The organism is Lacticaseibacillus huelsenbergensis (genome assembly GCF_029726355.1).
Taxonomy (GTDB): Bacteria; Bacillota; Bacilli; order Lactobacillales; family Lactobacillaceae; genus Lacticaseibacillus; species Lacticaseibacillus casei.
This window is the reverse complement of record NZ_CP120687.1, coordinates 2,845,149-2,863,353: the sequence shown is the minus strand read 5'-3', so window position 1 is coordinate 2,863,353 and position 18,205 is coordinate 2,845,149. Positions and strand designations below refer to the sequence as shown.

Annotated in this window: 19 protein-coding genes; 16 read left to right on the top strand and 3 right to left on the bottom strand. The window is 47.7% G+C overall.

Annotated elements, in window-relative coordinates; all coding sequences use genetic code 11:
- Positions 1-51 precede the first annotated feature (51 nt).
- The 4 genes from LHUE1_RS13225 to ftsY all read left to right on the top strand — a co-directional run bounded on the left by LHUE1_RS13225 (position 52) and on the right by ftsY (position 7,207).
- Positions 52-1,845 carry an oligopeptide ABC transporter substrate-binding protein gene (locus tag LHUE1_RS13225; protein WP_049169474.1) on the top strand — a complete coding sequence of 598 codons (1,794 nt, stop codon included), beginning with the start codon at positions 52-54 and terminating at the stop codon, positions 1,843-1,845.
- A gap of 97 nt (positions 1,846-1,942) precedes the next feature.
- The gene (rnc, locus tag LHUE1_RS13220) at positions 1,943-2,638 is read left to right on the top strand and encodes a ribonuclease III (protein WP_010488038.1); all 696 of its coding nucleotides are present in this window, start codon (positions 1,943-1,945) and stop codon (positions 2,636-2,638) included.
- Between the two features lie 19 nt (positions 2,639-2,657).
- The gene (gene smc, locus LHUE1_RS13215; protein ID WP_217774539.1) at positions 2,658-6,212 is read left to right on the top strand and encodes a chromosome segregation protein SMC; all 3,555 of its coding nucleotides are present in this window, start codon (positions 2,658-2,660) and stop codon (positions 6,210-6,212) included.
- Positions 6,212-7,207 (top strand): signal recognition particle-docking protein FtsY, encoded by a 996-nt coding sequence (gene ftsY / locus LHUE1_RS13210; RefSeq protein WP_010488041.1) that lies wholly within the window; start codon positions 6,212-6,214, stop codon positions 7,205-7,207. Before smc ends, ftsY begins: the two co-directional genes overlap by 1 nt.
- A gap of 212 nt (positions 7,208-7,419) precedes the next feature.
- Here ftsY and LHUE1_RS13205 read toward each other — a convergent pair whose 3' ends face one another.
- Both LHUE1_RS13205 and LHUE1_RS13200 read right to left on the bottom strand, forming a co-directional pair.
- Positions 7,420-7,734 (bottom strand): hypothetical protein, encoded by a 315-nt coding sequence (locus LHUE1_RS13205; RefSeq protein WP_010488042.1) that lies wholly within the window; start codon positions 7,732-7,734, stop codon positions 7,420-7,422.
- 124 nt (positions 7,735-7,858) lie between these two features.
- Positions 7,859-8,050, bottom strand: coding sequence for a hypothetical protein (locus LHUE1_RS13200; protein WP_010488043.1), 192 nt, complete (start codon positions 8,048-8,050; stop codon positions 7,859-7,861).
- 231 nt (positions 8,051-8,281) lie between these two features.
- Between LHUE1_RS13200 and LHUE1_RS13195 the strand changes: the two genes are divergently transcribed.
- The 12 genes from LHUE1_RS13195 to LHUE1_RS13140 all read left to right on the top strand — a co-directional run bounded on the left by LHUE1_RS13195 (position 8,282) and on the right by LHUE1_RS13140 (position 17,326).
- Entirely contained in the window at positions 8,282-8,623 is a 342-nt protein-coding gene (locus LHUE1_RS13195; RefSeq protein ID WP_049169472.1) for a putative DNA-binding protein, read from the top strand.
- A gap of 12 nt (positions 8,624-8,635) precedes the next feature.
- On the top strand, positions 8,636-10,072 hold the full coding sequence (ffh, locus tag LHUE1_RS13190) for a signal recognition particle protein (protein ID WP_277848128.1): 1,437 nt from the start codon (positions 8,636-8,638) through the stop codon (positions 10,070-10,072).
- Positions 10,073-10,167: 95 nt separating this feature from the next.
- Positions 10,168-10,443 carry a 30S ribosomal protein S16 gene (gene rpsP, locus LHUE1_RS13185; RefSeq protein WP_003564756.1) on the top strand — a complete coding sequence of 92 codons (276 nt, stop codon included), beginning with the start codon at positions 10,168-10,170 and terminating at the stop codon, positions 10,441-10,443.
- Between the two features lie 12 nt (positions 10,444-10,455).
- Positions 10,456-10,710 carry a KH domain-containing protein gene (locus LHUE1_RS13180; protein WP_049169471.1) on the top strand — a complete coding sequence of 85 codons (255 nt, stop codon included), beginning with the start codon at positions 10,456-10,458 and terminating at the stop codon, positions 10,708-10,710.
- Between the two features lie 69 nt (positions 10,711-10,779).
- Positions 10,780-11,298 carry a ribosome maturation factor RimM gene (gene rimM / locus LHUE1_RS13175; RefSeq protein WP_049169470.1) on the top strand — a complete coding sequence of 173 codons (519 nt, stop codon included), beginning with the start codon at positions 10,780-10,782 and terminating at the stop codon, positions 11,296-11,298.
- Positions 11,288-12,082, top strand: a complete 795-nt coding sequence (gene trmD / locus LHUE1_RS13170) for a tRNA (guanosine(37)-N1)-methyltransferase TrmD (protein ID WP_049169469.1) — start codon at positions 11,288-11,290, stop codon at positions 12,080-12,082. Before rimM ends, trmD begins: the two co-directional genes overlap by 11 nt.
- Positions 12,083-12,275: 193 nt before the next feature.
- Positions 12,276-12,623, top strand: a complete 348-nt coding sequence (rplS, locus tag LHUE1_RS13165) for a 50S ribosomal protein L19 (RefSeq protein WP_010488055.1) — start codon at positions 12,276-12,278, stop codon at positions 12,621-12,623.
- Between the two features lie 221 nt (positions 12,624-12,844).
- Positions 12,845-13,021 (top strand): hypothetical protein, encoded by a 177-nt coding sequence (locus LHUE1_RS13160; RefSeq protein ID WP_010488057.1) that lies wholly within the window; start codon positions 12,845-12,847, stop codon positions 13,019-13,021.
- A 31-nt stretch (positions 13,022-13,052) separates the two neighbouring features.
- Positions 13,053-13,298: a DUF896 domain-containing protein gene (locus LHUE1_RS13155; RefSeq protein WP_049169468.1), complete on the top strand. Its 246-nt coding sequence runs from the start codon at positions 13,053-13,055 to the stop codon at positions 13,296-13,298.
- A 60-nt stretch (positions 13,299-13,358) separates the two neighbouring features.
- A complete protein-coding gene (locus tag LHUE1_RS13150) occupies positions 13,359-13,580 on the top strand; it encodes a YneF family protein (protein ID WP_010488061.1) in 222 nt (73 codons plus the stop codon).
- Positions 13,581-13,770: 190 nt separating this feature from the next.
- A complete protein-coding gene (locus LHUE1_RS13145; RefSeq protein WP_277848129.1) occupies positions 13,771-15,528 on the top strand; it encodes an ABC transporter ATP-binding protein in 1,758 nt (585 codons plus the stop codon).
- Positions 15,518-17,326: an ABC transporter ATP-binding protein gene (locus LHUE1_RS13140; RefSeq protein WP_049169467.1), complete on the top strand. Its 1,809-nt coding sequence runs from the start codon at positions 15,518-15,520 to the stop codon at positions 17,324-17,326. Before LHUE1_RS13145 ends, LHUE1_RS13140 begins: the two co-directional genes overlap by 11 nt.
- A gap of 82 nt (positions 17,327-17,408) precedes the next feature.
- Here LHUE1_RS13140 and LHUE1_RS13135 read toward each other — a convergent pair whose 3' ends face one another.
- Positions 17,409-18,191 carry a DUF1003 domain-containing protein gene (locus LHUE1_RS13135; RefSeq protein WP_049169466.1) on the bottom strand — a complete coding sequence of 261 codons (783 nt, stop codon included), beginning with the start codon at positions 18,189-18,191 and terminating at the stop codon, positions 17,409-17,411.
- Positions 18,192-18,205: the final 14 nt, after the last annotated feature.

Genomic DNA, 18,205 nt, shown 5'->3' with positions numbered 1-18,205 from the left:
AGCGTTGCTTCGCTTACATATTGCGATGACGGCGCGGAAGGGGGAAAAAGTATGAAAAAGCGTTCTGTGCTCGGAATGATCACGCTCGCTACCGCTTTATCCATCACCTTGGTAGCTTGTGGCAGTAAGAGTTCGAACTCCAGCTCAAGTACTTCCAATAAGAGTGTGAAGTTCCCGATTTCTTACAACAATACTGCAAAGGCAGTTAAAGGCGGCAATGTCAATGTAGCGGTGGTTGATGATTCACCGTTTAAGGGGGTCTTCAACGAAGAACTCTACACCGATCAGTATGATTATTATTACATGAACCCTACTGCTGAATCTCTGTTTGCTTACAATAGCAAATTCAAATTCAATAATAAGGGTGCCGCGACTTTGAAGCAGGATAACAACGCTAAGACGATTACGGTTACCATTAAGCCAAACGTTAAGTGGTCTGATGGTCAGCCGGTTGTTGCGCGTGATCTGGTGTATGCCTATGAAATCATGGCGAACAAAGCTACAAAGAGTCAACGGTACACTGAGTCTCTTCAGAACATTGAAGGTTTGACTGAGTACCATGATGGTAAGGCTGATTCCATTTCCGGGTTGACGATGCCGAAGGGTGATAATGGTAATACGATGGTTATTCACTTCAAGCAAATGAAGCCTTCGTTTGGCACTTCAGGAAATGGCTATTTCCTCGAAAATGCAGCACCGTATCACTATCTGCATGACATTGCTTTTGATAAACTAGAATCCAGCGATAAAGTTCGGAAGCAACCTTTGTTCTTTGGCCCTTACAAGGTTAGCAAGGTTGTTGCCGGTCAAAGTGTCCAATATACCCCGAATAAGTATTATTGGAAGGGTGCTCCTAAGTTAGACAAGATCACCATGGAAAATGTTTCTAGTGCGTCAATTACGTCTGCTTTGAAGAATCATAAATATGATGTGGTTTATGGCATGCCTTCAGATACTTACAATGATTGGAAGAGCATCGCCGGGTATACGAACCTTGGTCATCAAGCATTGGCTTACAACTACCTTGGCTTTAAGTTAGGTAAGTGGGACGATAGCAAGAACGAAAACGTTTATAATCCAAAGGCAAAGATGGCCAATAAGAGTCTTCGTCAGGCCATGGGTTATGCACTGAACAATGATGAAGTGGCGTCTAAGTTCTACAATGGTACGCGGACGCGTGCAACAACTTTGATCCCACCTGTCTTCGGTAAAGATGTGCATGCCGATATCAATGGCTATGACTTGAACATCAAAAAAGCGAATAGTTTGCTTGATAAGGCCGGTTATAAGAAGGGCAAAGACGGCTATCGAACCGATCCTAATGGCAAGAAGCTGACGATTAACTTTGCTACTATGGCTGGTGGCTCAACGGCTCAACCATTGGCACAGGACTACATTCAGCAGTGGAAGAAGATCGGTTTGCGTGTTAAGTTAACCACCGGTCGTCCAATCGAATTCAACTCCTTCTACGACAAGATTCAAAAAGATGATAAGAGTGTCGATGTTTATGCGGCCGCTTGGAGTCTTTCGTCCGATCCTTCACCAATGGATCTGTTCTCAGCTAAAGCGCCGTTTAACTACACACGGTTTGTCTCTGCTGAGAATACCAAGTTGTTGAATGACATTGATGGTCAGAAAGCAATGAATCCGACATACCGTGCTAAAGCATTGAAAGCATGGCAGAAATATGCTAATGACGAGGCATTTGCTATTCCAACATTGTACCGGGCAGAAATCTTCCCGGTTAACAAACGGGTGAAGAACGCGAGTGTTGACTATGCTTCGGCTAACTACTTGAACTGGTCCAAGCTAGCTGTTACCAGCAACAGCACCGCCAAGAAGTAGTCGAAACTCAATTACCTCTAAAAGGCATCTGCAATCGCAGGTGTCTTTTTTGGTGCGCTCTTGTATAATTAGAAGGTGATAAAAAGGAGGGCTCTTCATGGTTGCCTCAGAGTTTGTGAGTGAATTGCGTCAGCGTTATGGGATTGAATTTCACGATCTCAGTCTATTGGATGAAGCCTTCACGCATTCCTCGTATGTTAATGAACACAAAGAATTAGGTTTAAAAGATAACGAGCGACTTGAATTTCTTGGTGACGCGGTGCTTGAACTGACCGTTTCTGACTATCTGTATCGTAAGTTTCCGGACAAGCCGGAAGGTGATTTGACCCGTATCCGTGCTGCCGCGGTTCAAACTGCAGCCTTTTCGGCGTTTTCAAAAGAGGCACATTTTGATCGCTATATTAAACTGGGAAAAGGTGAAGAAAAAGCCGGTGCCCGCAAGCGATTGACGTTGCTGGAAGACTTGTTTGAAGCATTTAACGGTGCCTTGTACTTGGATCAAGGCCGTAAAGCCAATATCAAATTTGCCGAACAGATCATTTTTCCTAAGATTGATGCCGGTGAGTTTTCGGCTAACCAGGATCATAAGACTGCATTACAGGAAACCCTGCAGCAAAATGGTGATGTGGCGATTGTGTATCACCTCCTGGATGAAAAAGGTCCTGCTCATGAACGCCAATTTCACGTTGATGTTGAAGTTGAAGGCCGAGTATTAGGGACCGGGTTCGGTAAAAATAAAAAAGCGGCTGAACAAGCTGCAGCCAAGGCGGCTTTAGCCCGCTTGAAAAAGTAAGAACTAGAATGGGGTCATCATGGAATTAAAGCGTTTGATCATTAATGGCTTCAAATCATTTGCAGATAAAACCGAAATTGATTTTGTATCCGGTCTGACTGGGATTGTTGGGCCAAATGGTAGTGGAAAAAGTAACATCACCGAGGCGATTCGCTGGGCATTAGGCGAGCAAAGTGCCAAAAGCCTGCGCGGCGAGCGAATGGGTGATGTTATCTTTGCAGGTACGGACAGCCGACCTGCTTTGAATCGTGCGGCGGTTACCATGACCTTCGACAACAGCGATGGTTATCTTAAAAATCAGCCAGCCGAAGTTTCGGTGACGCGCCGATTGTATCGCGATGGCACCTCGGAATTTCTGCTCAATAATCAAGATGTTCGATTGAAGGACATTGTCGATCTGTTCATGGATTCCGGCTTGGGGCGTGAGAGTTTTTCGTTTATCTCGCAAGGCCGGGTTGAAGCGATTTTTAATAGCAAACCAGAAGAACGCCGGGGCATCATCGAAGAAGCCGCTGGCGTTTATAAATATAAGCAACAGAAAACCAAAGCTGAGCGCGAATTAGCCAACAATGACGATAATCTGGCGCGGATTAATGACATTATTGTCGAGTTGAAGCATCAGGTTGAACCACTGCGAGAGCAAGCCTCACTGGCCAAGGACTATCAGCAGCAAACTGCGGACTATAAAAAGATTCATCAAACACTTTTGGCACTGGAAATCGAACAGCTGGCGGCGGAGCAGGAGAAGACCCAAGGCGAAGCTAAAGTGACCAAGGCGACCATTGCGGCGCTGACGGCAAAGGTTAAGGATCTGGAAAATCAGTCTGAACAGTTGAGTGCGGTGGATCATCAGCATGAAGAACGGTTGAACCAGTTGAATGACCAGGTCTTGAGTCGTTCGATGAAGCTTGAAAATCTTAGCGGTGAAGCGAACCTCTCTAGCGAACGCTCGGCCAATGCGGCGACAACCTTGGCTGATTTAAAAGATCGGTTGACCCACGCTCAGCAGGCGCTAACAGAGGCAAATCAGCGACTGGCCGACTTAACCAAGCAGCTTGATGCCTCCCAGAAAAAGCAGCAAAACCTCAAGGAACAGTTGGCACAGCAAAAGCAAGCCAGCCAAGACCCGGCTGCTTTGAATCGTCAGTTGGAGTCTGTCCAGAATCACTATATTGATTTGTTGAAAGCTCAAGCTGACAATAAAAATGCACAGGCAGCCTTACAAAAAGACCAGCAACTCGCGGCGAGTCAAAATGCGGCGCACGATCGGCGAATCTATGAGCTGAGCAAGCAGGCGCAGGATCAGGAGGCCAAGGTCAATACGCTGTTAAGCCAGCAGCAAAAGTTACAGGCTAAAGCAGAAACGCAACAAACTGCCGTTGAAGAAGCTAAAACCAAGTTGAATCAGCTGCAACAAAACCGCAGTGCCCAGCAGCAAACTTATCAAGACGAAATGGCGACTTATCAACGCGCACGTGCACGGTATGAGACGCTATCTGAATTGAATGAAGACTATGCGGGCTTTTATAACGGCGTTCGGGTTGTGCTGAAGCATAAAGCAACCTTGCCAGGTGTGATTGGTGCGGTGGCTGAATTGTTGGAAGTACCGACCGCTTACCAGCAAGCGTTTGATTTGGCGTTAGGTAGCAATCTCCAAGCTATTGTCACCCGCGATGAAGCGGCGGCCCAACGCGCCATCAGCCTGTTAAAGCAACAGCGAGCTGGTCGGGCGACTTTTCTACCTGCTGCTGTGATGCGGCCACGTGAGCTGCCAAGTGCGGTTTTGCAGCTTGTCAAAGGCGCAGACGGCTTTTTAGGCACGGGTCTGCAGCTTGCCCAATATCCGGCTGATCTAAAGTCCGTGATGGCTAATCTACTAGGCAGTGTCTTGATTGTCGATACCCTGCCGCACGCGATTACCATTGCCAATACCACTCATCACCGTTATCGTATTGTAACGACGGCTGGGGATATTTTGAATCCAGGTGGCTCGCTGACAGGCGGCCAGGTCAAACAAGGCCGGCAAGCCTCACCGCTGGCCCGCAATCAAGAAGCTCGCCATCTCAAGACCCAACTGCAGAAATTAGTTGAAGATCTCAAAAAGAAGCAAACCGCCTTGACCGAACTGACCAAGCAGGAGAATGTTGCCCAAGCTGCGTGGCAGGACGCTCAAGCGCAGTCTCAGGCGTTAGCGGCCGATCTAACGGCCATTACCAGTCAACACACTGCGCAGGCAGAGACGTTACGACAGGCGCAGCGACAGTTGGCGGCCGCACAACAAGCCAACACGGCTCAGGCTGATTTAAGTACCAAAATGACCGAGCTTCGTCAAGCTGGCAAAAAAATTGCTCGTGACATCGAAGAGGCTCAGGCAGAAATTGAACAGCTGAAAACTGCTGCGACTGCTGCGGCCGATTCCCGGTCGAAGCAAGCAGCAGCCGAAAATGCGTTGAAGACGAAGCTGGCCGTGGTGACCAATGACTTGCAGACGCTGCATGATCAGCATCAGCAATGGCAAACGCAGGCCAGGGATGCAAATGAACAAATTACTGAACTCCAGCAACGCATTGAGCACATTACGGCCACGGCTAAGGAAACGGCGGCTGAAAAAGCCAGTCGTACAGCTACGATTGCCAAGTTACAAGAGGAACTGAAGCAGCTGAAGGCCGAGCAAACCAAAGTGACTCAAACCAAGGCGGCCAATCGTGGCAAGTTAAGCGAGATTTCTGCCAGAATTACAACGACCTATGAACAACAGCATCAGGCGATGGCGACCTCCGAACAACAGGCGGTGGCCCTTAACCGGGTGAAGTTGGGCCTGGATGCTCGTCTGAACACGTTAGCCGAGGATTATCAGCTCACTTACGAAGCGGCCAAAGCTGCCGTGGCGCCGGATCACGCGCCGATTCCCGAATTAAAGAGCAAGTTAAAGCTCTTGAAACGCGGGATCGATGAACTAGGGCCGGTTAATCTGAATGCAATTGAACAGTTCAAAGAAGTCAATCAGCGCTACGAGTTTCTCACCAAGCAGCAAGACGATCTTTTGGCCGCTAAACAGCAGCTTGAAGAGACGATGCACGAATTGGATGAAACTGTCAAAACACGATTCAAAAATATGTTCGACCAGACGAATAGTGCGTTTGAAGCGATTTTCCCACAAATGTTTGGCGGTGGGCATGCCCATCTCAGCTTGACCGATCCTGATGATCTGTTGGCAACCGGGATCGAGATTTCCGCACAACCGCCTGGCAAGAAGCTGACGCGACTGTCATTGCTGTCAGGTGGCGAACGGGCGTTAACCGCGATTGTGTTGCTTTTCGCGATTCTAAAAGTCCGTCCGGTGCCATTTTCGATTTTGGATGAAGTTGAGGCGTCACTGGATGATGTCAACGTTAACCGGTTTGGCGAGTTCTTACGCCATTATGCCAGTGCGACGCAATTTATCGTGATCACGCACCGTCACGGCACGATGGTTGCGGCCAATGTCTTGTACGGCGTGACCATGCAAGAATCCGGTGTGAGTCGGATTATGGCGGTCAGTCTGGATCAATCACAGAAAGAGGCGACAAGTTAATGGGACTTTTTGATGCGATTAAAAAAGCGTTCACCGGGGAAGAGCCGGAAACGCCTGAAGAAAATAAATATGACGAAGGTCTTGAGAAAAGCCGCAGTAGTTTTGGCGAAAAGCTTAATGCGTTATTTGCCAACTTTCGGACGGTGGATGAAGACTTTTTCGATGACCTTGAAGAGATGCTCATCGAATCCGATGTCGGGTTTGAAACAGCGGTTCGGTTGAGCGATGAATTGCGCGAAGAGGTTAAGCTTAAAAATGCGAAGGATCCCAAGGCCGTTTCGCGAGTTATCGTTGAGAAGCTGGTAGATATGTATGGTGAGGCCGGCAAAGGTGAAGATAACCAGCTGCACTTTGCCGAAGAAGGGCCAACTGTCTTTCTGTTTGTGGGCGTTAATGGCGCCGGCAAGACGACCACTGTTGGCAAGCTAGCGCATCAGCTCAAAGAAGAAGGCAAGCGCGTCTTGCTAGTGGCAGCCGATACCTTCCGTGCCGGCGCTATTCAACAATTGCAAGAATGGGGCCGCCGCGTTGATGTGCCGGTGGTGGCCACGAAAGAAGGCGGCGATCCCGCAGCCGTTGTTTTTGACGGCGTTAAGCGGGCAAAAGAAGAAGGCTACGATGTGGTGTTGGTCGACACCGCTGGCCGCTTGCAAAACAAAGTCAACTTGATGAATGAGTTGAACAAGATTAAACGCGTGATCGTCCGCGAATTGCCGGATGCGCCGCAAGAAGTCTTGTTAGTGCTGGATGCCACGACCGGCCAGAATGCGCTGAATCAGGCGAAAGAGTTTAACCAGACGACCCAAATTACAGGCATTGTGCTAACCAAGCTAGACGGCTCTGGCAAAGGCGGCATCGTCTTGGCAATCCGCAATGAGCTGCATGTACCGGTCAAGTTAGTGGGGCTGGGCGAAAAAATGGATGACTTGCAGGCATTTGATCCGACGAAGTTCGTGACCGGCTTGTTTAAGGGCCTGATTGAAGTCAAAGCCTAAGTCAAGGCAATCAAAAGAACAGAAAAAAGCGTTGCACCCGTTCGTTCAAGTGCAACGCTTTTTTATATGAGCGTGAGCCGGCGCGCTTAGGAGTCGGAGTGTAAGTGGCCTTGGGCGTGATGGCGAACTTTGCCATTGCGACCGAGGTCCTTACACGCAGACTCCTGCGCCGGCGAACGCGTTAACGTGCGTCAATCCAGCGCGTTGATGATTTAGGCTGTCTGGACCTTCTTTTCCCGGCCAAAAATGACTTGCAAGATAACCAAGACAAGGTAGCCGATTAGCAGGTAGGTGAACCAAGCAGATGGTTGGACTTTACTTGCAAACCAGTATTGTTGCCATGCTGTATTGCTCATGATCCATGCAAATAACCAGCCTAAAAGACCGAAAATGGTGTTGATAATAGCAAAGAACCATAAATTGCCGTTTTCATGGTTGCTCAGGTAAACACATGAGAAAACCAAACTCCACAATCCCCAAGCAGCAAGGACAGCAAACACGGCCCAGTAAATAAAGGTTGCGACCATATTCTTCCCTCCAATTTTTCACATGTTCAGTGTACCACGAAATGAGGCAAAACCGGAAATGTGAATCCGCTTTCGTCGATCCGTCCTGTTAGAGAACAGACAATGTGCGAATGTAGCTCTATATCTACACAAGTTGGACATATTCTTTAATCAACGTCACTTTATCTTGGTCGCTACGATGATACACCAGCTCTTGCGCTAGTGCGATCGCCAGAAAGTGATAGTCGTTCTCATCAAGCAGATGGATGGTAGCGTCAACTAAATCATCGGTAGTTTTAAAACCAGCTGCTGTCATTTTTAGATCCGTTTTTGGCATGTGAAATCTTGTCCTTTCTAAATGACGATAAGGCGGTTGTGACCGATTACATTTTAAGTGCTTAATGACCGTTCGTCTAGCTTGTCGTCTTTTTTAAAACGTGAGATGCGCCAACTATTTGCCACTGCTAATTGACCATTTCCGGCGATACCGGTATCCTTATACAAGGACCATGTTCAAGCGGCCGGAGAACTGATGTACCGGCAATCATGGGATTAAAGGAATGACATGATGGAAATCGAAAAAAATTATCGCATGAACTCATTGTTTGAGTTTTATGGCCCGTTATTAACGGATAAACAACATGCGTATTTGGCTTTGTATTACGGCGATGATTATTCGCTGGGCGAAATTGCGACTGAATTCAACGTGTCGCGCCAGGCGGTTTACGACAATATTCGCCGAACCGAAGCCAGTCTGGAAGAATATGAAAAGAAGCTGCATCTTTTTGCCAATTACCAAGCGCAAAATGAGGCGGTGGATGCGCTGGTGGGCTATGTCCGCACCCATTACCCGGACGACAAGGTTTTGAGCACATTATTAGAACGAGTCGCGGATCAAACCGCGAAATAGCAGGGGGATACTATGGCATTTGAAGGATTATCGGAACGGTTACAAAAAGCCTTTAGCGGATTACGGCGAAAAGGTAAGGTCAGTGAAAGCGACGTTCGCGAGGCCATGCGGGAGATTCGGCTGGCGTTGCTGGAAGCCGATGTCAATTTTGATGTGGTTAAGACGTTCATCAAAAACGTCCGCACTAAAGCAGTTGGTACAGAAGTACTCGAAAGCCTGACCCCCGCCCAACAAATCATTAAGATTGTCAACGACGAGTTAGTCAAAACCATGGGCGAGGCAGCGGTGCCGCTGAACAAGGCGCCGCATATTCCAACCGTCATTATGATGGCTGGGTTGCAAGGGGCCGGGAAAACCACAACGGTCGGCAAGCTAGCCAAATATTTGATGGACAACGAGAAGGCGCGACCTTTGCTGATCGCGGCCGACGTTTATCGCCCTGCAGCGATTGATCAGCTGCAAACCATCGGCAAGCAGCTGAATGTGCTAGTGTTTGAGATGGGCACCGATACCGATCCGGTTGAAATTGTGCGGCAAGGCTTGGCCACCGCCAAAGAGAACAAAAACGATTACGTCCTCATTGATACAGCCGGTCGATTGCAGATTGATGAAAAGCTCATGAACGAGCTGAAGAACATCAAAGCACTTGCGCATCCAAATGATATTTTACTGGTCGTGGATGCCATGACCGGTCAAGCGGCAGTTGATGTTGCCAAAGGCTTCAACGAACAGCTGGATATTACCGGCGTTGTTTTGACGAAGTTGGATGGTGATACCCGTGGCGGGGCAGCATTGTCGATTCGCGCGGTCACTGGCAAGCCGATCAAGTTCATCGGGCAAGGCGAAAAGATGGACGCCTTGGATGTCTTTTATCCGGACCGGATGGCCAACCGGATTCTTGGCATGGGCGACATGCTGACGCTGATTGACAAAGCCCAAAAGAACTATGATGAAAAACAAGCTCAAGAAGTCGCTGAGAAGATCCGTGAGAATTCGTTTGATTTTAACGATTTTCTCGATCAGATGGACCAAATTAGCAAGATGGGGCCGCTTGAGGACATCATGAAGATGATTCCTGGGATGGCGAATAATAAGGCGTTGGCAAATGTCAAAATGGATCCTAAGGACATTGCCCACATGAAGGCCATTGTTTATTCGATGACCCCGCAGGAACGGGAAAATCCGGATTTGCTGAATCCGAGTCGGCGGCGGCGGATCGCCGGTGGCTCTGGCCGACCGGTTGTTGAAGTCAATCGCATGATTAAACAGTTCAATCAAAGTAAACAAATGATGAACCAGATGAGCAAAGGCAATATGAAGGGCCTTGACGGACTCATGGGTGGTGGTGTTTCTGGCAAACTAGGAAAAATGGCGATGAACTCAATGGTCCGCAAGCAAAAGCGCAACAAGAAGAAGCGGCTTAAAAAGGCCAAGCGATTCCATTCATAAGCCGAACAATTTTCCGTGTAAAGAAAAAAGGCTTTACAGCTTAATTTTTTTTTGCTATGCTATCAAGGTTGATAAATGAGCAGGAGGTGGACTTAGTGGCAGTTAAAATTCGTTTAAAGCGGATGGGTTCAAAGCGTAAGCCTTTCTACCGGATCGTTGTAGCAGACTCACGCTCGCCGCGTGACGGTCGTTTCATCGAAGCCGTGGGCTATTACAACCCGTTGACTAATCCAGTCGATTTAAAGTTAAATGAAGAAGATATTTTGAATTGGCTTCAAAAAGGCGCACAACCTTCAGATACTGTACGTAACTTGCTTGGCAGCAAGGGTATCATGCAGAAGTATCATGAAGCGCGCTTTGCTAAGAAATAAGGGCGGTCTTAAATGGTGGATATCGGTAGTTTGATCAAAGCCATTGTTACCCCGCTGGTTACCAAACCAGAAGCCGTAAAGGTGACGGCACATGAAACAGGCGAGTATATGGCCTTTGATCTAGCTGTTGCACCTGAGGATGTCGGCCGCGTGATCGGCAAACAGGGCCGGGTTGCCCAGGCAATCCGAACCATTGTATACAGTGTTAAAAGCCCGTACAATAAGCGGGTGCGGCTCAATATTTTGGATGCGCCGCATACAAAATAAAAAGGCTGGCGCATACCGCGTCGGTCTTTTTATTTTGACATGACTGGTGGAGACATAAGGAGGAAATGTATGCCCGAGTATTATGATATTGGTACGATTGTGAATACCCATGGCATCCGCGGTGAGGTTCGCGTACTTGTGACGACAGATTTTCCGGAACAGCGGTTTCAGGTGGGGAAGACAGTTTATGTTGCGACTTCGCCCAAAACGGCACTGACGATTCAGTCGGTTCGCAAGCATAAAGGCCTCACGATGCTGACGTTTAAAGGCTATACGGATATTAACCAGGTTTTACCGTTTAAAGGGAAAAAACTGCAGGTCACGGATGCTGCCCTACAGCCGCTCGAAGCCGGCAGCTATTACTATAAAGATATTATCGGCTTGACGGTGATTGATGAGCATGGTCAGACACTCGGTCAAGTTAGCGAGATTCTCAGCCCCGGTCCTAATGATGTCTGGGTGATTCCCCGTGCCGGTAAAAGCGAAATTTTGTTGCCGTTTTTAAAGTCTGTGGTGCAGTCAATTGATCTGGAACACAAGGAAGCGCACGTCATCGTGCCAGAAGGGTTGATTGACGATGCAGATTGATGTTTTAAGCTTATTTCCAAATATGTTTGAGCCATTGCGCGAAAGCATGATCGGGAAGGCACTTGAACGCCATTTGCTTAACTTTGATGTGGTTGATTATCGTAGTTATAGCCACGACAAACACCATCATGTCGATGACACGCCTTATGGTGGCGGTGCGGGGATGTTGCTCAAGCCGGAACCGCTGTTTGAGGCCATGGACGGGGTTAATCAGCGCCATCCGGGACCTAAGCGGGTCATTTTGATGGATCCGGCAGGCAAAAAGTTCGACCAGCAAGTTGCACGGGAACTCTCTCAAGAAAGTCACCTAGTCTTTATTTGTGGGCATTACGAAGGTTATGATGAACGGATTCGGACACTTGTCACCGATGAATATTCACTTGGCGACTATGTCCTAACCGGCGGCGAGCTGCCGGCAATGGTCATGATTGATGCCATTGTCCGGCTTTTGCCAGGTGTTTTGGGTAATGACGAAAGTGCCTACACCGACAGTTTTGAAAATGGACTGCTGGAATACCCGCAATATACCCGTCCGCCTGAATATCGCGGCATGAAGGTGCCAGAAGTCCTCCAAAATGGCAACCATCAGCTGATTGCGCGCTGGCGGTTAAAGGAAAGTCTGCGTCGAACCTATCTGCGGCGGCCGGATTTACTTAAACAAGTCGAGCTTGATGATGCCGCCAAAAAACTGTTACGCGAGGTTAAAACAGAAGAGGCTACTAAAGCAGCAGAAAGACGGTTAAATGCAAGCACCCGGAACGCAGAAGATTCGGAGCAAAATTAGGCCCGAAATGCTACGAGGTTTTTGGATTAGGCAGTCTGGTTGTTTAGAAACATAGCGGCTAGCCAATCTTGTAAAGAATTTTATCTTTACACGCATCACCGGACATGCTAAACTTATTGATTGTGATACGTCACATATCAACGGCATTCCGCTGTTCGGGATGATTATGAATGTCGGCAAAGGAGAAAGACCAATGAACCCATTGATTCAAGAAATTACCAAGAAACAGTTACGCGACGATATTCCTGACTTCCGTGCAGGCGATAACGTCCGCGTCCACGCTAAGATTGTCGAAGGCGAACGCGAACGTATTCAGCTCTTTGAAGGCGTTGTAATCAAACGTCGCGGTGTTGGCATTTCCGCTACCTACACTGTTCGTAAAATCTCAAACGGTGTCGGTGTGGAACGGACATTCCCATTACACTCCCCACGGGTCGAAAAGATTGAAGTCACCCGTCACGGCCAAGTTCGTCGGGCAAAACTCTACTACCTACGCGCACTCCGCGGCAAAGCAGCACGTATCCGCGAAAAGCGTCGTTAATCTTGGAAAAGGCCGGAAACGGTCTTTTTTTGTTTGAGCGTGAATCGGCGCGTTTAGAAGTCGGAGTGTAAGTGGCCTTGGGCGTAATGGCCGGGCTTTGGCCATTGCGACCAAGGTCCTTACACGCAGACTTCTGCACCGGTGAACGCGTTATGGGAGTTAACGGGGAATTTCCAGCTTCACACCACCACCGCGCCACGAAAGACTCGAGGTGAAGGCTCATGAACGATCAGTTGATTTATGTTGTCTACTACGCGGACCGCTTAGCACCTATCGAGTTGCTCAAAGCCTTCTCTTCTCGGCGCCGTGCCGCAGAATATGTTGCGATGTTACAAAATGCGCCGTATCCTGATCATGAAGCCGCAAATTATCACTACCACGCGGTTCAACTAAATTAAGTGATGATATTAAAACTTAGGGGGCAACATGATGGCACAACAACCAAAAGAACGACTGGATCGGATCAATGAATTAGCCAAGAAAGATCGCAGCGTAGGGTTGACACCTGAGGAAAAAATCGAACGTCAACAGCTGCGTGAAGCTTATTTAAAAGATTTTCGTGCCGGTTTACGCGATCAAATCGAGCACACACAGGTTTTTGACAAAAAAGGACAAGAAATCACCAGCAAAAAAGTCCAAAAAATCCAACGCGAACATGGCTGGCGGAAAGATTAGTCTTTTCAACAACAAAGCGCTTTAGTACAATGAGAAATGAAACTTGAAGGAGGCCGCACATTGCTAATCACAATACTTGTGGGGATCATTGCGTTACTGGTCGGCTTAGCAGGCGGATTCTTCGGCGCACGGGCATATATGAAAAAGTATTTTCAAGATAATCCGCCTGTGAACGAAGACATGCTGCGCACCATGATGATGCAAATGGGGCAAAAGCCATCTGCTAAGAAACTGAACCAAATGATGGCGCAAATGAAACAAGCCCAACGTAATGCTAAGTAATTGCTAAGAAAACGCGATGACAGAGATGCTTTCTGTCGTCGCGTTTTCGCGTCCTAACGATGTTTGTGCTATCATGAGAGAATATTCATAACTAACGGCGCTTATGAGAAAACATAAGTCATTTATTTCATAAAACAAGCAGCTTGATTCTGAACGCGCGAATTAGGTTGGCGATTTAAGGAGCATGGTTGTGGGAATTTTTAGAAAATTAGGGTGGTATTTTAAACAAGAGTGGCGGCGTTACCTGTTAGGCGTGACTTTTTTACTATTAGTAGCCTTGGTTAATTTGATTCCGCCAAAGGTCATCGGCGATCTGGTTGATGCAATGAGTAAATCACGGCTGACAGGCAATTATCTTGCCCTTATGCTGGGGCTGCTGCTGTTCTCCGGAATTGCGCAATATCTCTTCCGTTATGGATGGCGTAATGCAATCTGGGGCGGGGCCGCAAAGTTGGAGCGCACGTTGCGGACCCGTTTATTTTGGCATTTTATGAAAATGGACGCGACTTTTTATCAAAAACATCGCACCGGGGATTTGATGGCTCATGCTACCAATGATTTAAACGCGGTGCAGAATGTGGCCGGTGCCGGAATCTTGACATTATTTGATTCGTTTATCACAGGAGGTACGACCATTATTGCGATGATTTTAGTGGTCGATTGGCGCCTGACGATTGTGGCGATTTTGCCGATGCCTCTGCTGGCCGTGATGGCACGTAAACTGGGCACCAGACTGCATGCGGCGTTTTCCGAGTCGCAGGCGGCATTTTCGCGGTTGAATGATAAAACGCAGGAAAGTGTCAGCGGTATCAAAGTGATTAAGACATTCGGCCAGGAAGCGGAGGATACAGCCGACTTTAACCGGATTGTCGATCGAACCGTGCAGATTAATCGCCGGGTTAATTTTATCGATGCGTTGTTTGATCCGACGACTAGTCTGATTATGGGCCTTACTTATGTCATTACGATCATTTACGGCGGCTGGCAAGTCGTGCACGGCCAAATTTCGGTCGGCCAACTGGTTTCATTTGTGACCTATGTTTCGGCGCTAGTCTGGCCCATGTTTGCGATTGGTCGCCTGTTTAACATTCTTGAACGCGGGAATGCCAGTTATGATCGGGTCAACGAACTGCTTCAGGAGCGCTCGACAATTCTCGAAGCCAAAGACGCGATTACCACGCCGGCGCATGGTAATATCCGGTATCAGATCAACAAGTTTAGTTACCCCAATGATCAGCAAGTGGCCTTGAGTCGGGTTCATTTTACCTTGTTGGAAGGCAACACGCTCGGGATTGTCGGGAAGGTCGGCGCCGGCAAGAGTACGATTTTCAAACTTCTGTTGCGTGAATTCGATAATTACGATGGGTTCATTGAGTTTGGCGGCCATAACATTAAGGATTATTCACTGGATGCGTTACTTGATTCAATCGGCTACGTCCCTCAGGATAATTTTCTGTTTTCAACCACGGTCGCGGACAACATTCGCTTTTCCGCCTTTGAAAAGGGCCAGCAGGACGTGGAAAATGCCGCCAAGGAAAGTGCGGTGCATGATGATATCAAAAAATTCACATCAGGCTATGAAACCTTGGTTGGCGAAAAAGGCGTCAGCTTATCTGGCGGACAGAAACAACGCTTGGCCATCGCTCGGGCGGTCATCAATGCGCCTGAATTGTTGATCCTGGATGATGCCTTATCAGCAGTGGATGCGAAAACCGAAGAAGAAATTCTGACCAACATGAAACGTGATCGCGCGCATAAAACAACGATCATTGCGGCTCATCGCTTGAGCTCAGTGATGCATGCCGATGAAATTATTGTTTTGGAAAACGGCCAAGTCATTGAGCGTGGTACACATGCCCAATTGTTGGCCAAACATGGTTGGTATGCCGAAATGTGGGCAAAGCAGGAAATGGAAGCAGCGGAGGAAGGTGACGTACGTGGCAAGTAAAGGTTACGAAAGTGCATGGTCTAAAAGTATCCCGGTGCGACAACAGATTAAGATTATGCGTCGACTCATGGGCTTTACCCGACCATACAAACGTCAATTCATCGGTGCGATTGTTGCTGCGGCGTTATTGGCAGGTATGAACGTCTTACTGCCAAAGATCCTGCAGATTTTTATGGATCGGTATTTGGCGAATCAAAGTGCGACCGTCAAAATTCTCCTATTGTTTGCGGTCTTATATGCATTTGGCACCTTCGTAAAAGCCGTCTTTCAGTTCTTCCAGACCTTTTTATTCAACATGGGCGCTGAACGGGGACTTGAAGATGCGCGGCGACAGTTGTTTGCTAAACTGCATACACTTGGCATGCGGTATTTTGATCAGACGCCGGCTGGTTCGATTGTTTCGCGCGTCACGAATGATACCATGACCTTCTCTGATTTCTGGAACGTTATTTTGGCGGTTATCGTCGGCTTGTTCTCGGTTATCAGTAGTTTCACTATCATGTTTGCAGCAAATCCTAAAATTGCGTTGTTGGTGGCTGCGTTCTTACCCATTTTGTTAGTGGTTGTCTGGTATTACAGCACGTACAGCTCCAAAGTTTATCGGCACATGCGCGAAAAGCTTTCCGAGTTGAATACCCAGCTGAATGAATCGATTGAAGGTATCAGCATTATTCAGCAATTTCGGCAGGAGAATCGGATCAGCCGTGAGTTTGAGGCAACTAATCAGGAATACCTGGATGCTCGTAAGGCCATGATTCGAGTGAACTCCTTGCTGCTGTCGTCTGTGATCAACTTGTTATATTCATTCGCATTGATTGCGGTTTTGTGGACGTTCGGGCTGATTTCCATGCATAGTTATGTTGAAGCTGGTTTGGTGTATGCGTTCACCACGTATACTGCTAACTTCTTCAACCCGATGGTCAACATGATGGATAATCTGTCGTTTCTACAAGACGGTGTGGTAGCTGGTAGCCGAATTTTCCGGATTTTGGATAGCAAAGAGTACGCGCCCGCCCAGCACCCTGACGCGCATGCGGTGATTCAGCAAGGCAAAATTGAATTCCGCCATGTTAGTTTTGCCTATGATGGCAAGCACGATATTTTGCATGATATCAGTTTTGTTGCCAACCCTGGGGAGACGGTGGCATTAGTCGGTCATACCGGTTCGGGTAAAAGTTCGATTATCAATGTCATGATGCGCTTTTACGAGTTTGGCAAAGGGCAGATTTTGATTGATGATGTCGACATTCGTGATTACCCGATGGAAGAATTGCGGAAGAAGTTAGGTTTGGTGCTGCAGGATTCCTTCATGTTTTATGGGGACATCAGTAGCAATATTCGCTTGTTTAATGATCAGATTACGGATCAGCAGGTTCAGCAAGCGGCTGAATTCGTTCAGGCGGATCGCTTCATTAATAAATTACCGGATCGTTATTCTGCCAAGGTTATTGAAGGCGGAAGCGAGTTTTCCAGCGGCGAACGGCAGCTCATTTCATTCGCCCGCACGGTTGTGACGAATCCCAAGATTCTCGTCTTGGATGAGGCAACTGCCAATATCGACACAGAAACCGAGTCAGTGATTCAGGAGGGCTTGCGGCGTATTCGACAGGGACGGACGACGATAGCCATTGCCCATCGTCTTTCGACTATTCAGGATGCCAACCTTATTTTGGTACTGAATGCCGGGCGAATTGTCGAACGTGGGACGCATGAATCCTTATTGGCTAAACATGGTCGCTATTATGAAATGTATCATCTGCAAGTCGGTGACAGTGGCGCTGAATCCACTAACAAATGATGGTTATCCGAAAATTTGGTGTAAAAAAGAACATCCGCTGTTTGGTAAGTAGGCATCACATGCCACGCCAAATAGGGATGTTTTATTTTTTCGATTTTTCCTCGTGCACGGCCTTGTCGGTTTCATCCTGACTGGCTTTAAGTAGTTCAAGCTGTTGGCGGGTTTCCGTCAACTGGTTGACCATTTCGCCCATAACCTCAACTGTCAGGCGCTGACTTTCAAATAAATTCGGGTTGTCGTCGGCAATAATGTGGTCCAGTTTGGAATGAAGTAAGCGAATCTCTTCTTCCGACTTAAGATTAACATGATAGTCATTCTTGGCCTCGAGTCGATCATACTCAGCCGCCCGGTTCTGACTCATCATAATGAGCGGTGCCTGCAACGCTGCTACCATACTCAAAAAGAGGTTTAATAAAATGAACGGGAACGGATCAAACTTATGGCCAAAGATGCCCACCGTGTTGAGAATCATCCAAACCACCATGAAGCCGGAGAAGAGGATGATAAACGGCCATGAGCCGGCATACTTGGCAACCGCGTCAGCAATTCGTTCGCCGAATGTGTTCGTTGCTTCCATGTTGTCGTAAACATCGGTCAGTTGAAAATCATCCTTGACCAACGCTTGCGACATTTTGCGGTTGATTTTTTCATGTGCCCGTTCATCTTGGCGTTGTTGGCGTCGCATCCGTTCAAGCCGATAATTTAATAAATGCGAATTGCAGATAAAACTGTTCTTAGTGGCCTTGGGATAATCATTTTTGATGATATTGACAAGTTTGGTTTCCAGATCACTTAAGAAAAGCCCATCACTGATGGCATATACTTGACCATCAACAAGGCAGGTTGCTGTTTGTTTATTGACCAATATTATTTTCCTCT

What these genes read in the sequence shown, in the direction of transcription:
- LHUE1_RS13225 (WP_049169474.1), top strand. Translation starts at nt 52, where the DNA reads ATGAAAAAGCGTTCTGTGCTCGGAATGATCACGCTCGCTACCGCTTTA.
- rnc (WP_010488038.1), top strand. Translation starts at nt 1,943, where the DNA reads ATGGTTGCCTCAGAGTTTGTGAGTGAATTGCGTCAGCGTTATGGGATT.
- smc (WP_217774539.1), top strand. Translation starts at nt 2,658, where the DNA reads ATGGAATTAAAGCGTTTGATCATTAATGGCTTCAAATCATTTGCAGAT.
- ftsY (WP_010488041.1), top strand. Translation starts at nt 6,212, where the DNA reads ATGGGACTTTTTGATGCGATTAAAAAAGCGTTCACCGGGGAAGAGCCG.
- LHUE1_RS13205 (WP_010488042.1), bottom strand. Translation starts at nt 7,734, where the DNA reads ATGGTCGCAACCTTTATTTACTGGGCCGTGTTTGCTGTCCTTGCTGCT.
- LHUE1_RS13200 (WP_010488043.1), bottom strand. Translation starts at nt 8,050, where the DNA reads ATGCCAAAAACGGATCTAAAAATGACAGCAGCTGGTTTTAAAACTACC.
- LHUE1_RS13195 (WP_049169472.1), top strand. Translation starts at nt 8,282, where the DNA reads ATGGAAATCGAAAAAAATTATCGCATGAACTCATTGTTTGAGTTTTAT.
- ffh (WP_277848128.1), top strand. Translation starts at nt 8,636, where the DNA reads ATGGCATTTGAAGGATTATCGGAACGGTTACAAAAAGCCTTTAGCGGA.
- LHUE1_RS13180 (WP_049169471.1), top strand. Translation starts at nt 10,456, where the DNA reads ATGGTGGATATCGGTAGTTTGATCAAAGCCATTGTTACCCCGCTGGTT.
- rimM (WP_049169470.1), top strand. Translation starts at nt 10,780, where the DNA reads ATGCCCGAGTATTATGATATTGGTACGATTGTGAATACCCATGGCATC.
- trmD (WP_049169469.1), top strand. Translation starts at nt 11,288, where the DNA reads ATGCAGATTGATGTTTTAAGCTTATTTCCAAATATGTTTGAGCCATTG.
- rplS (WP_010488055.1), top strand. Translation starts at nt 12,276, where the DNA reads ATGAACCCATTGATTCAAGAAATTACCAAGAAACAGTTACGCGACGAT.
- LHUE1_RS13160 (WP_010488057.1), top strand. Translation starts at nt 12,845, where the DNA reads ATGAACGATCAGTTGATTTATGTTGTCTACTACGCGGACCGCTTAGCA.
- LHUE1_RS13155 (WP_049169468.1), top strand. Translation starts at nt 13,053, where the DNA reads ATGGCACAACAACCAAAAGAACGACTGGATCGGATCAATGAATTAGCC.